Annotated in this window: 10 protein-coding genes; 5 read left to right on the top strand and 5 right to left on the bottom strand. The window is 70.4% G+C overall.

The window, feature by feature from the left end:
- The first annotated feature begins 5 nt into the window (after nt 1–5).
- From B079_RS0102320 to B079_RS31190, 4 genes are all read left to right on the top strand, one after another.
- Nucleotides 6–1,121: a hypothetical protein gene (locus tag B079_RS0102320; RefSeq protein ID WP_018544154.1), complete on the top strand. Its 1,116-nt coding sequence runs from the start codon at nt 6–8 to the stop codon at nt 1,119–1,121.
- A 204-nt stretch (nt 1,122–1,325) separates the two neighbouring features.
- On the top strand, nt 1,326–1,991 hold the full coding sequence (gene msrA, locus B079_RS0102315) for a peptide-methionine (S)-S-oxide reductase MsrA (protein WP_018544153.1): 666 nt from the start codon (nt 1,326–1,328) through the stop codon (nt 1,989–1,991).
- Between the two features lie 48 nt (nt 1,992–2,039).
- On the top strand, nt 2,040–3,248 hold the full coding sequence (locus tag B079_RS0102310; protein ID WP_234016731.1) for a Shedu anti-phage system protein SduA domain-containing protein: 1,209 nt from the start codon (nt 2,040–2,042) through the stop codon (nt 3,246–3,248).
- A gap of 117 nt (nt 3,249–3,365) precedes the next feature.
- The gene (locus tag B079_RS31190; protein ID WP_018544150.1) at nt 3,366–3,806 is read left to right on the top strand and encodes a hypothetical protein; all 441 of its coding nucleotides are present in this window, start codon (nt 3,366–3,368) and stop codon (nt 3,804–3,806) included.
- 22 nt (nt 3,807–3,828) lie between these two features.
- On the opposite strand, the gene B079_RS0102300 is transcribed toward B079_RS31190, so the two are convergent.
- Nucleotides 3,829–4,872: an NAD(P)-dependent alcohol dehydrogenase gene (locus B079_RS0102300; RefSeq protein WP_018544149.1), complete on the bottom strand. Its 1,044-nt coding sequence runs from the start codon at nt 4,870–4,872 to the stop codon at nt 3,829–3,831.
- Nucleotides 4,873–5,058: 186 nt separating this feature from the next.
- On the opposite strand from B079_RS0102300, the gene B079_RS0102295 reads away from it, so the two are divergent.
- Nucleotides 5,059–5,949 carry a helix-turn-helix transcriptional regulator gene (locus B079_RS0102295; protein WP_018544148.1) on the top strand — a complete coding sequence of 297 codons (891 nt, stop codon included), beginning with the start codon at nt 5,059–5,061 and terminating at the stop codon, nt 5,947–5,949.
- 63 nt (nt 5,950–6,012) lie between these two features.
- Here the strand turns inward: B079_RS0102295 and B079_RS0102290 are convergent, their stop codons facing one another.
- The 4 genes from B079_RS0102290 to B079_RS0102275 form a co-directional block, all read right to left on the bottom strand.
- Nucleotides 6,013–9,318 (bottom strand): S8 family serine peptidase, encoded by a 3,306-nt coding sequence (locus B079_RS0102290; RefSeq protein ID WP_018544147.1) that lies wholly within the window; start codon nt 9,316–9,318, stop codon nt 6,013–6,015.
- A 209-nt stretch (nt 9,319–9,527) separates the two neighbouring features.
- Nucleotides 9,528–10,211 (bottom strand): ABC transporter ATP-binding protein, encoded by a 684-nt coding sequence (locus B079_RS0102285; RefSeq protein WP_018544146.1) that lies wholly within the window; start codon nt 10,209–10,211, stop codon nt 9,528–9,530.
- 45 nt (nt 10,212–10,256) lie between these two features.
- Nucleotides 10,257–11,711, bottom strand: coding sequence for an ABC transporter permease (locus B079_RS0102280; protein ID WP_018544145.1), 1,455 nt, complete (start codon nt 11,709–11,711; stop codon nt 10,257–10,259).
- 136 nt (nt 11,712–11,847) lie between these two features.
- Complete coding sequence (locus B079_RS0102275; protein WP_018544144.1) at nt 11,848–13,095, bottom strand: L,D-transpeptidase; 1,248 nt, start codon at nt 13,093–13,095, stop codon at nt 11,848–11,850.
- Nucleotides 13,096–13,195 lie beyond the last annotated feature (100 nt).

Genomic DNA, 13,195 nt, shown 5'->3' with positions numbered 1-13,195 from the left:
TCCCGATGACCGTCCTGCTCTGGATCCTGGCCGTCCTGGCCACCCCCCTCGTGCTGCTCGGGGGGTGGCTGGCCTGGGTGTTCCTGAAGGAGTTCTTCTCCACGGACACCGATGCCGCACTTGCCGACGACGAGGCCGCCGAGGCGGCGGCGGTGGCCGAGCGGCTGGGGCTGCTGCCCGTCGAGCGGCAGAACACCGCACTCGCCGCCCCGCTGCCCGCCGAGTGGACCGCCGCGCTCGCCTCGGTCGGCCGGGGCGAGTGGCAGCCCGCCGCGCAGGTGCTGCGCGGCATCGGCCGGGACTGGGAGCGGCGCTCGGCGTTCACGGCGCTGCTCGGGGACAAGGCGGCCGAGGCCGACGAGTGGCTGCTGAGCTGGGAGGACGCGCGTCCCGACGACCCGGACGCGGCGGTGGTCCGGGCGAGTTCCACGGTGACGCTGGCCTGGAAGCTGCGGGGTGCGAAGCGGGCCGGGTCCACCACGCGGGAGCAGTTCGAGGGCTTCCACCGGACGCTGAAGGGCGCCACCAAGGACGTGGCGCGCGCGTCCGCGCTGAACCCGGACGACCCGACGCCGTACGTCAAGGAGATCTGGATCGCGCTCGGCCTCGGCCGTCCGAACGCCGAGATGGATGCCCTGTGGGCCCGGCTCACCGAGCGCGCGCCGCACCACTACGAGGCGCACTTCTCGGCGCTCCAGTACTGGTGCGCGAAGTGGCGCGGCTCCGAGCGCCTGGCGGCGGGCTTCGCCGAGCGGGCGGCGGCCTCGGCCCCGGCGGGCAGCCTGCTGTCGGTCCTGCCGCTGATCGCGCACCTGGAACACGACGAGTCGGACGACACGGCGGCCGAGAACACCCCGGAGATGTTCGCCCGCGTGGACGCGGTCCTCGCGGACGTCGCCGCCGCCGACCCGTCCCACCCCCGCCTGCCCGAGGTCCGCCACCTCCTCGCCTACTTCCTCCGCCTCCAGGGCCGCGACCAGGAGGCGCTGGAACAGTTCCGCCTGGTGGACGGGTACGTGGAGGCCCTGCCGTGGCGCTACCGGGTGAACCCGGCGGCGGAGTACTGCGCCTTCCGGAACGCGACGGCGAGGGCGGCGGAGGGGGTGGGGGCGGAGGCGTGAGGGGTCCGGGGCATGACGGGTCCGGAGCAGGAGGCGGGACGGGCCCCAGGGCCGAAGGCTCGACGGGCCAGGGCCGAAGGCTCAACGGTTCTGGGGCTGCGGGCTCGGCGGTTCCGTGGCCGGAATGTGCGGGAGTCCAGGGCCGTTGCACTAACCGGTGGCCCCTATGCCACCCCCGAACCACCCACAGGGAGACGAGACCCCATGCTCTTCGGCCGCACACCACAGCTGCCCACCCCTGAGCAGGCGCTGGCTGGCCGCACCGCGCCCGCCTTCGAGGTCCCCGACCGCCACACCGTCCTGGGCACCCCGCTGCTCGGCCCCTACCCCGAGGGCCTGGAGGTCGCGGACTTCGGCCTCGGCTGCTTCTGGGGCGCGGAGCGCAAGTTCTGGCAGCTCCCGGCGGGTGTCTACACCACGCTGGTGGGCTACGAGGGCGGCTACACCGACAACCCGACCTACGAAGAGGTCTGCTCGGGCCTGACCGGCCACACGGAGGCCGTCCGCGTGGTCTACGACCCCGCGGTGATCTCCTACGACCGCCTCCTGAAGACCTTCTGGGAGTCCCACGACCCCACCCAGGGCTTCCGCCAGGGCAACGACGTCGGCACCCAGTACCGCTCCGCCATCTACACCCACTCCCCCGCCCAGGCAGCCGCCGCCGAGGCGTCCCGCGAGGCCTACCAGAAGGTCCTCACCGCCTCCGGCCTCGGCACGATCACCACAGAAATCCTCCCCGCCGAAGGCCGCCCCTTCTACCCCGCCGAGCCCTACCACCAGCAGTACCTCGACAAGAACCCGGCAGGCTACTGCGGCATCGGCGGCACAGGCGTCTCCTGCCCGATCGGCGTAGCCCCGGCAGAGGGCTGACGGAGCAAGCTCCGCCCGTTGTCAGTGCCTGGCATCACAATCAGCCCTGTGGATGTCAGGTCTGACTTTGCGCTGGAACTACAGCTGGGGCACGTCGGCGAACGGGCCCAAGATCTGTGTGTGAAAGAAGCACTTGGAGCAGTCTTCGCGCACATGAAGGGCGGCCGAGGCCGCAACCGCCTTGGGGGCAAAACACTCATCACGTTGCTCGCGAAACTGCGCTCGGCAGCGGCAGCGGCGGACGAGTGGGAGGTCGTGCGGCTGGTACAAGACTCTCTGGACTACGCCGAAGGACGCATTCTTCGACCTGACTTCGAGGAGCGGTACCGGCGATTTCGGCGCTTGAGTGAGCCGCCGAGCCTGCATCAGGACCATCTGGCACGGATGTTTTCCACGATTCTGCAATCCTTCGTGCAGATCTGTACCGACTACCTTGATCAGCGTCCTGAGGCTCAAGTCGACGAGGTGCTGGCATATGTCGAAGCGCTGGGCCGAGACGCGCGGTACATGCAACAGCCGCACGAGCGCACGGGCCGGTACCGGATCCTTCGCGGGACTGCCGAGATGGCCGCGTGGCTTGAGCAGGTCTTCCGTGAGCGGATCGACATCGAGGACCCGGAGCAAGCAGCCCGCCGAATTGTGATGTCTCCCGACTCCCTGGCGGTTCTGGCAACGGACCAGGACGGACAGCTGCTGTTTCGAGCGGCAGAGGTCCACCGGCGCCGACAAGATCTCAAGGCGCTGCGCAAAGTGGTGCAGGATCCGGGGGCGAGCGAACACGACCTGCAACGGGCGCTGGACGGACAGCACTGGATCTTCGGCGGACAGTTCGCGAGTCAGGCGCTGCAACGCAGGCTCGTTCCGGGCGACGAGGTCGACATCCCCCTCATACGTGGAGACGGCGCGCTTCACGTCGTCGAGTTGAAACGCTCCATGAGTCTGCACGGCTCCCTCGTCAAGAGGCACCGAGGACGCTGGGTGCCGACGGCCGAAGTGCACGATGCGGTGAACCAAGCGGTGAACTACCTGGTGGGCCTGGACGAACACCGGATCCGGATCAAGAAGGACCTGGGCATCGAGACCCGGCGGGCAAGCGCTCTCGTTCTGATCGGACATCCGTCTCTGCAGCCGGACGTGGCCGAAGAGGACATCAACGACGTCTTGCGCACCCTCAACACTCACATCAACCGTGTTGACGTGATGACTTACAAGGAGTTGGTCGACAACGCGGAGCGTGCTCTCAGCGGCTGGAAATGATGAGGGCGCGGTACAGGCTCGTCAGGTGCGTACGTTCCGCGCCGGGCCGACCCTGCCCCCGCTGCTACGCTCTGCGGTTCGTTGCCGACCGTCGGCAGGAGTGGGGTGGGGAGGGGTATGACCGTCGGGTTCGCCTACCGGGGCCTGGGGGCGCGGGATCTGCCCCGGCGGGGGCTCACCCTCCGGACCGCGCCCGCGTACGTCCTGCTGGTCGATCTGGAGGCCGACTTCGTCGTGCTGGACGGGGAGCGGGTCGTGATGGAGGAGGGGCTGTTTCCGGTGGCCGAGCTGGCTCGGGAGCTGGTGTTCTGGCTGCGGGCGGGTGAGGAAGCGTGCGGGGACTTCGCGTTCGACTCGATGTCGTACGACGAGGTCGGGGCGGTGCGGATCGTGCACGGGGACGACGGGTGGCGGGTCGGGGGTGTGTACGACCCGGGGGTGTGGAGCGCGCCGGTGGAGTGGGACGTGCTGGTGAGAGCGGTGCGGGGGTTCGTGGACGGGGTGCGGGAGGACATCGCCGCGATGGGGGTCGGCCCCGGCCTGGTGCCTCTCGGGTGAGGGCGGGCCGGGGCCGGGCCCGTCAGATCGTCGCCGTGTCGATCACGAAGCGGTAGCGGACGTCGCTGGCGAGGACGCGTTCGTAGGCGTCGTTGATCTCCTCCGCGGCGATGAGTTCGATCTCCGCGCCGATGCCGTGCGCGGCGCAGAAGTCGAGCATTTCCTGGGTTTCGGCGATGCCGCCGATGCCGGAGCTGGAGAGGCTGCGGCGGTGGCCGAAGAGGGACTGGAGGGTGATCTGGACGGGCTCCTCGGGGAGGCCGACGTTGACGAGGGTGCCGTCGGTGCGCAGCAGGGAGGCGTAGGCGGCGAAGTCCAGCGGCGCGGAGACCGTGTTGAGGATCAGGTCGAAGGTGCCGGCCAGTTCCTCGAAGGTCTTGGGGTCACCGGTGGCGTAGTAGTGGTCGGCGCCGAGGCGAAGGCCGTCGTCCTGTTTGCGCAGGGACTGCGAGAGGACGGTGACCTCGGCGCCCAGCGCGTGGGCGATCTTGACGGCGACATGGCCGAGCCCGCCCAGGCCCACGATCGCGACCTTCTTGCCCGGTCCCGCGCCCCAGTGCCGCAGCGGCGAGTACGTGGTGATGCCCGCGCACAGCAGCGGCGCGGCCACGTCGAGCGACAGCCCGTCGGGGACGCGGACCACGAAGTCCTCGTTCACGACGATGTTCTGGGAGTAACCGCCGTAGGTGGGCTCGCCGTCCTTGTCGACGGCGTTGTACGTCCAGACGGGCCCGCCGCCGGTGCAGTACTGCTCAAGGCCCGCCACGCAGTTCTCGCACACGCGGCAGGAGTCGACCATGCAGCCGACCCCGACCCGGTCGCCGACCGCGAATGTCGTCACCTCCGGGCCGACCTCCCTGACCACGCCCGCGATCTCGTGGCCGGGGACCATCGGGAAGATGCCCTCGCGCCAGCCGTCACGGGCCTGGTGGATGTCGGAGTGGCAGATGCCGGTGAACTGGATGTCGATCAGTACGTCGTGATCGCCGACCGGCCGTCGCTCGATGGTGGTCCGCTCCAGCGGGGCCTTGGCGGCGGGTGCGGCGTACGCGGCAACAGTGGTCATGCCGGGACTCTCCTGGTGGGGGTGGTCGTACCGGCCCGGCCGGGGTCCGGTCCGGGCACTCTTCCAGCCTGCCTCCGTCCGCCCGCACCCGCCCAGTCCTCCCCTTTGCGTACGACCGCCGTGCCTACCACCGGCAAGGTCAGGCTCCTGGTCCCCCGCACAGACGCGAACACCGATACTGGCTCCATGGACGAACAGCCGGAGGCGGGCGGCGGCCGGGCCCTGGACCGGCGGGCCGAGCTGAGCGAGTTCCTGCGCAGCAGGCGGGCCCGGCTGAAGCCGGACGACGTGGGCCTGTCCGGCTTCGGCAGGCAGCGCCGGGTGCCGGGACTGCGCCGCGAGGAGCTGGCCCAGCTGGCCGGGGTCTCGGTGGCGTACTACACCCGCCTGGAACAGGGCAACGGACGCAACGTCTCGGCGGAGGTGCTGGACTCCATCGCCCGCGCGCTGCGGCTGACCGACGCCGAGCACGCCCATCTGATCCACCTGGCCCGGCCGAAGGCGCACAAGAAGCGCCCGGCGGCCCGGCAGCCGCAGGTACGGCCCGCGCTGCGCGAGCTCCTTGACACGATGGACTCGGTGCCCGCGTACATCGTGGGGCGCCGCTCGGAGATCCTTGCCTGGAACCGGATGGCGGCGGCCCTCTTCGGCGACTGGTCCCGGCTGTCCCCCGCGGACCGCACCTGGGCCCGCCTGGTGTTCCTGCACCCGCCCTACCGCGAGCTGTTCGTGAACTGGGAGCAGAAGGCGATCGACGTCGTGTCCACGCTGCGCATGGACGCGGGCCGCTTCCCCGACGATCCCCGGCTGTCGGCGCTGGTGGGCGAACTGTCGGTGAAGAGCGAGGAGTTCCGCAGGCTCTGGGCCACCCACGACGTCAAGGAACAGTGCCACGGCCTCAAGCAGCTGCACCACCCGCTGGTCGGCGCGCTCGCCCTCAGCTTCGAGAGCTTCCGCGCCGCCGGTGACCCGGACCTCTCCCTGGTCACCTACCACGCCGAACCGGGCTCCCCCTCGGCCGAGTCCCTGCGCCTGCTGTCGAGTTGGGGCACGGACGCGGCGCGCGCCACGCTGTAGGACACGCGAAAAGCACCCGGAGCCGCAGCCCCGGGTGCTCCTCAAACCCGCGAAATCCTCAGGTCACTTGCCCCGATAGGCATCGTGCACCGTGATCCGCGCGGTGTTCCCCTTCTTGTCACTGATCTTGGCGCGGAACGAGACGGTCTTGTTCTTCGCCGGGTTCTTCACGGTGATCCGCCCCTGGTGCACGGCGACCTTCGTGAAGGTCGTGCCGTCGTAGGAGACGTACACCGTGAGGGACTTGAGGTTGCGGCCCGCCGCCGCGCCCTCCACGGTGACCGGGAAGGTGACCTTCTTGCCCGCCGCGACCCGGCCGTCCAGGCCCACCGAGGCGCCGAAGCGGATCGTGGAGACGGGCAGGACGGTGAGGTCGGCGGACTTCTTCTTCGAGCGGAAGGTCCAGGACGCGTCGACCCGCGAGGTGGCCCCCGCGACCTTGGCCGAGCGCTTGACCGAGGTGGTCAGCAGGTAGGCGGCGTCGCCGGAGGGGACCGTGAAGAGCCCGTCGCCGTAGAGCGGGTCGTCGTTGGAGCCGACCTTGCTGCCGTTGCGGTACAGGGTCGTCCGCGCCCCGCTGATCGCCGAGCCGCCGAGGTCGCCCGCGCCGTCCGCGAAGAGGGCGAGACGGCCGTAGAGGGTGTTGCCCTCGCGGAAGACGCCGGAGACGTCGGTGACGCGCGGGGCGAAGACGGCGGTGTTGAGCTTCACGTTGTAGGTCTTGCCCGCCTTGTAGCCGCGCGGGTCGTTGACGTAGCCCGCCTCGGTGACCGGGAAGCCGTCCTCGTCCTTGCCGCCGTACTGCTCGAAGTCCAGCTCCCACTTCACCCCGCCGGTGGCGGACAGGTGCAGGGTGCGGGTGCCGGGCAGCTTCTGCGTGACGGCGATGGAGGAGGCGCCGGAGACGTCCGGCAGCCAGCCCACCGCGCTCACGGCGCCGGTCTTGTGCGCGGCGCTCGCGCCCAGCCCGGCCTTGACGGTGGTCAGTTCGCTCGCCTTGTAGTGCTTGGTGTAGCCGGTGGCGAGGCGGGAGACGGGCCCGCCGGTGGTGGTGTCGTACTCCTCCGTCTTGCCCTTGGTCCAGCTGCCGCTCCACTGCTGGGTCAGCGTGCCGGCCGGGGCCTTCGGGCCGAGGTGGGCGACGCGCAGGCCCTTGAAGCTGTCGACGAACCAGCCGGCGCCGAAGCCGTACTCACCGAGCGACATGTCGTACTCGCTGTAGCCGCCCGCCTCCTTGGCGCCCTTGGCGGGCACGGTGATGTCCACCGGCCGGGCGGTGCGCGCGTCGACGGTGATCGTCGTGTTCTTGGTGACGGTCAGGTCCGGCTGGGCGATCCAGTCCATGCCCTTGGCGGCGCCGATCGAACTGTCCAGCACGTACGCGCCCTTGGGCAGCCGCACCTTCGTGGTGCCGGAGGCGTCGTACGGCATCATCATGCTGCCCTGGGCCGCCCCGGAGAGGGCGTTGAGGGACACGTCGTAGTCCGGCGTCGCCTTGCCGTCGCGGCCGAGGAACTTCAGCGTCACGTCGTACGACTCGACCTCGCGCTGGACGGCGGCGGCGGTGCGGACGCTCTGGCCGCCGCCCGTCGCCGTGACGTACGCGGAGTAGGCGCCGTCGGCGGTGCCGCCGAGGCGGGTGTCGACGGTGAGGCCGACGGCGGCCTTGCCGTGCGCGGGGACGGTGACGTGGTCGGCGGCGAGCGTGAAGAACCCGGCCGGGGCCGCCTTGCCGGTGGGACCGGTGGCGGTGGTGGCGAGATCGAGCGTGATGTCCTGGTCGCCGAGGTTGCGGTAGGTCAGCTCCCGGGTCACCGGCTTGTCGTCGGTGTGCGGCCACTGCTGCTCGGGGAAGCTGACCGAGACCGGGTCGGCGATGACGGACTGCCCGATGGCCTTGTCGACCTGGACGCGGCCCGAACCCTGCTCGAACGGCGTGTAGTCGCCGCCCTTGGTGGAGCCGGTGAGCGCGCCCTTCAGCTCGGTGTAGCCCCAGTCGGGGTGCTCCTGCTTGAGGATCGCGGCGGCGCCCGCGACGTGCGGGGTGGCCATGGAGGTGCCGGAGATGGTCAGGTAGCCCGGCGGGTTCTCGCCGACCTCGTCGTCGATGACGCTGCCCTTGGCTGCGGCGGCGGTGATGTCGACGCCCGGCGCGGTGAGGTCGGGCTTGATGGCGCCGTCGCCGTTGCGGGGGCCGGTGGAGGAGAAGTCCGCCAGCTTGTCCTTGCCGTCCACGGCGCCGACGGTGAGCGCGGCGTCCGCGCTGCCGGGCGAACCGACGGAGTGGGGGCCCTCGTTGCCCGCCGCGATGGCGAACAGGATGCCCTTCTCCTTGGAGAGCTTGTTCACCTCGGCCTCGAGCGGGTCGATGCCGGGGCTGTCCTCGCCGCCGAGGCTCAGGTTGACGACGTCGGCGCCCTGCTTGGCGGCCCACTCCATGCCCGCGAGGATGCCGGAGTCGTCGCCGAAGCCGTCGTCGTCGAGCACCTTGCCGTTCAGGAGCCGGGCGTCGGGCGCGACGCCCTTGTACGTGCCGCCCGACTTGGCGCCGGTGCCCGCGACGATGGAGGCGACGTGGGTGCCGTGGCCGAAGTGGTCGGTGGCGGTGGCGGCGTCGGAGAAGTTCTTGGCCGCGATCACCTGGTTCTTCAGGTCCGGGTGGCTCGCGTCCACGCCGGTGTCGAGCACGGCGACCTTGACGCCCTTGCCGGTGTATCCGGCGGCCCACGCGGTGGGGGCGCCGATCTGCGGCACGGACTTGTCGAGGGCGGCCTTGCGGACGCCGTCCAGCCAGACGTGGGCGATGCCGGAGGCGGCCCGGTCCCCGTCGGTGACCGCGTGCCACAGGGCGGCGGTGTCCCCCGCCGGGGTGCGTACGGCGTCGGCGTCGAGGGCGCCGAGGCTGCGGCGCAGGGTGCCCGCGTCACGGACGTCGCCGCGCGCGGTGCCCGCGGCGCCCCGGTAGCCGACGATGACCTTGAGGCCGTCGCGCTGGGCCGCGCGGGTGGCGGGCTTGTTCAGCTCGGTGACGTCGAACAGCCGCTGGTCGAGCGTGCCGGAGGCCAGCAGCCGGGCCGCGTCGGCCGGGACGACCAGCGTGTGCGTGCCGGACCTGCGGACCTGGACGGGTATGTGCGCGCGGCCCTTGGCCCGGTCGAGCCCGACGACGCGGCCCTTGGCGTCGAGGACGACGCGGTCGCCGGTGATCAGGGTGACGTGGTGGCGCCCGGTGCCGGATGCGGTGCCGGGCGTGTTCTGTGCGGCCGACGACGCGGGCCGCACGGGGTTCGCCGACGCGGGGCTGGTCATTCCCGCTGCGAGGGCGACGGCCGCGGCGGTGGCCACCGTGGCCGCCGCCGCGTTCTTCACTTGTCTGCGCAAGACTCTCCCCCTGGAGATGAAGTGACGGACGCATCTGTGATTCATCCGCCCGGGGGATTGTTCGCACGTATGCTCCACCACCCCCGGATCATGGAGTATGCCGGGGGTGGTCAGGGGGCTCAAGAGGGCTCAGGGGGCCGAGCGGCCCTCTGTGACACGCGTGTGACAGGGAATCAGAAGCTCCGCGACACCGCCGCTCAGGCGTCCGCGTTCTCCCGCACCGTGATCTTTCCCTTGCGGATCGTCGCCAGGCGCGGGGCCTTGCGGGCGATCGCGGAGTCGTGGGTGACCATGACGAAGGTCAGCCCCTGTTCCTTCCACAGCCGTTCGAGCACGTCCATGATCTCGTCGCGCATGCCCTCGTCGAGGTTGCCGGTCGGCTCGTCGGCGAGCAGCACCTTGGGCTTCTTGACCAGCGCGCGGGCGATGGCGACGCGCTGCTGCTGGCCGCCGGACATCTCCGAGGGGAGGTGCCCGAGGCGTTCTCCGAGACCGACCGACTCCAGTGCCTCGGCGGCCAGTTCGCGCCGCTGCTTCGCCTTGATGCCGAGGGGGACGAGGGCGGTCTCGACGTTCTCCTGGGCGGTGAGCGTCGGGATGAGGTTGAAGGACTGGAAGACGAAGCCGATGCTCTCGCTGCGCACCTTCGTCAGCCGGGCCTCCGACAGCTTGGCCAGGTCGGTGCCGTCGAGCACGACCTCGCCGGAGGTGGGACGGTCGAGCGCGCCCAGCATCTGGAGCAGCGTGGACTTGCCGCCGCCGGTCGGGCCCTGGATGACCAGCCGGTCACCGGCGCCGATGGTGAGGTCGACGCCGTCGAGGGCCAGGACGGTGTCCTTGCCGCGGGTGTAGCGCTTGGTGACGTTTCTCAGTTCGTACATGGGGGCTCCTGGGAGGGGTTCGGGGTGGGCCGGGGCACGCGGCGGCTACTCCACGCGCCGCAGGGCGTCCGCCGGGCGCAGCCGCGAGGCGCGCCAGCCGCCGAAGGCACCGGCGACCAGACCGCCGGCCACCGCGAGGCCCACCGCGAGCGCGATCGTGGTGACGCTGACCGGGGCGGTGAGGGCGACCTCCAGGGTCTTCGCCGCCTGCCGGCCGCGGTCCCCGAAGCCACCGCCGCCGCCGAACCCGCCGCCGCCACCGCCACCGAAGCCGCCCGTGCTGCCGAGCTGCGCCTGGAGGGTGGGGCTGATCGCGGTGACCGCGTAGGCACCGGCCAGGCCGAGCGCGATGCCGAGGGCGCCGCCGACCAGGCCGTTGACCATGGCCTCACCGGCCACCTGGCGCACCACCCGGCCCGACTTCCAGCCGAGCGCCTTCAGCGTGCCGAACTCGCGCACCCGGCGGGAGACGGCGGCCGAGGTGAGCAGCCCGGCGACCAGGAACGCGGCGATCAGCACGGCGATGGAGAGCCAGCGGCCCACCTTGGTCGCGAGCGAGGACGCGGTGGACAGCGAGCCGGAGACCGTCTTGGCGAGGTCGGCGGAGGTGGTGACCGTCGTACCGGAGACGTTCTTCTGGATGGCGCTCTTGACGGCGGAGATCTGCTGGGAGTCGGTCGCCCGGACGTAGACCGTGGTGACCTTGTTCTTCTCGTCCGCGAGGGTCTGGGCGCGCTTGAGCGGGATGTAGAGGTTGGCCGCCGCGTCGCCGCTGTCGGCGGTGGCGATGCCGATCACCGTGAACTTGGTGCCCTTGACCGTGACGGTCGAACCGGTCTTGTACTTCTTCTGCTTGGCGTAGGCGGAGTCGACGACGGCCACCTTGGCGTCGGTCTCGGACGCCTTGAACGTACGGCCGCTGGTCAGCTTGGAGGAGGACAGCGGGCCGAGCGCGGTGCGGGTGACGTCGGTGCCGAAGACGGTGTACTGGTTGATGTCGAAGTCGGCGCCGCCGCCCCGGACTTCGCCCTGCGGCTGGCCGTAGCCGCGCGAACGGCCGCCGCCGGAGCCGCCGTCCTGCTGGAACTGGCCCCGGGTGAACTGCCCGTTCACCTTGAACACGGTGAGGCTGAGGCCGCCGGTGGCCGCCGAAACCCCCTGCTGCGCCGCGACCTTGGAGACGGTCGAGGAGGAGAGGGTGGTGAAGCCCTGGACCATGACGCGGTCGCTGCTCTGCTTGGAGTCGTCGCTGCCGCGCGCGTCGAACTTGAAGCGGGGGCGCCCCGAGCCGCTGGAGTCCGGCGTCGTCGCCTTGGTGACGGTCATGTCCGTGCCCAGGCCGTAGAGCGACTGGAGCACCTTGTCCTGGGCGCTGCTCATGCCGCTGGAGACGGAGTTGACCACGATGACCAGGGCTATGCCCAGGGCGAGACCGGAGGCGACGACGAGGGCCGCCTTTCTACGGCGGCGCAGTTCGCGCCTCAGGTAGGTGAAGAACATGGCGGCACGGTAGGAAGGTTGCCTGATGGCTTGCTGAGGCCGTCATAAGAGCGGGATGAGAAGCGCCGGGAAACGCCGGTGCCGCCCTCGTGGAGGGCGGCACCGGTGCGCTCGGGGGGGCCGGGTGGCGGTGGGGTCAGACCGCCGAACCGGCCTTCCACTGGGCCCAGTCCATGTTCCAGCCGTTGAGGCCGTTGTCCGGGGCCACCGTCTTGTCGCCGGTGTTCTTCAGGACCACGACGTCACCGACGAGGGAGTGGTCGAACATCCAGGCGGCCGGGGTGTTCGGGTCGCCCGCGCCCTTGGTGTCGGACAGGCCGACGCAGCCGTGGCTGGTGTTCACGCTGCCGAAGATGGACTTCGCGCCCCAGTAGTTGCCGTGCAGGAAGGTGCCGGAGCTGGTGAGACGGATGGCGTGCGGCACGTCCTTGATGTCGTACTCGCCCTTGCCGTCGTCGTCCGTGAAGCCGACCGTCGCGCCGTTCATGCGGGTCTGCTGGAACTTCTCGGACATGACCATGATGCCGGCGTAGGTCTTGTTCTCGGGCGAACCGGCGGAGATCGGGATCTGCTTGATCACCTTGCCGTCGTGCGTGACCTTCATCTGCTTGGTCGCCGCGTCGATGTAGGAGACCTGGTTGCGGCCGATGTGGAAGGTGACCGTCTTCTGCTGGACGCCGTAGACGCCGTTGGCGCCCTCGACACCGTCGAGCGCCAGCTTCAGCGTGACGGTGGAGTTCTCCTTCCAGTACGTCTCCGGACGGAAGTCGATGCGGTTGGCGTTGAACCAGTGGCCGACGACCTCCTGACCGCTGCTGGAGGTGACCGTGATCCCCTTCTGCACGGCGGACTTGTTGGTGATCGCCTTGTCGAAGTTGATCGACACGGGCATGCCGACCCCGACGGTGCTGCCGTTGTCCGGGGTGAAGTTGCCTATGAAGCTGTTCGCCGGGGCGACCGTGGTGAAGGACGCGTTCTCGTGGGCGACACGGCCCTTGGAGTCCTTCGCCTCGGCCGAGACCTTGTAGGTGGTCGAGCGCTCGAGCTGGGCGCTCGGCTTCCAGCTCAGCTTGTCGGCGGAGAGGGCACCCGCGACGTCGTGACCGTCCGACGTGGTCATGCGCACATCGGTGAGCTTGCCCTTGGCGACCTTGACAGCCGCCGAGTTGTTGATGGAGGCGTTGTTCGAGCCGTCCTTCGGCGTGATCGTGATCTGCGCCTCGGACGACTTCGCCGCCGCGGCCTCGTCGGCCTTGGCCGCCGAGTTGTCGCCGCCGTCCGCCGCGCTGGCGTCACCGCCACCGGAACAGCCCGTCAGTACGAGCACACCGCCGAGCAGTGCGGACGCGACCGTGAGGCCCTTGCGCCGCTTACTGTCCGTCATCACACGCTTCTCCATCGTTGCCGAATCCGAAAACCCCGAGAGTCCCCGCTGGAAGGTTTCAACGTCACGGCCACGCCGTCCCGTTCCCCGTTCCGGGGAG

This window comes from Streptomyces sp. LaPpAH-108 (genome assembly GCF_000373625.1).
GTDB lineage: Bacteria > Actinomycetota > Actinomycetes > Streptomycetales > Streptomycetaceae > Streptomyces.
Note: the sequence above shows the minus strand (reverse complement) of the source record. Positions and strands in the feature narration are given on the sequence as shown.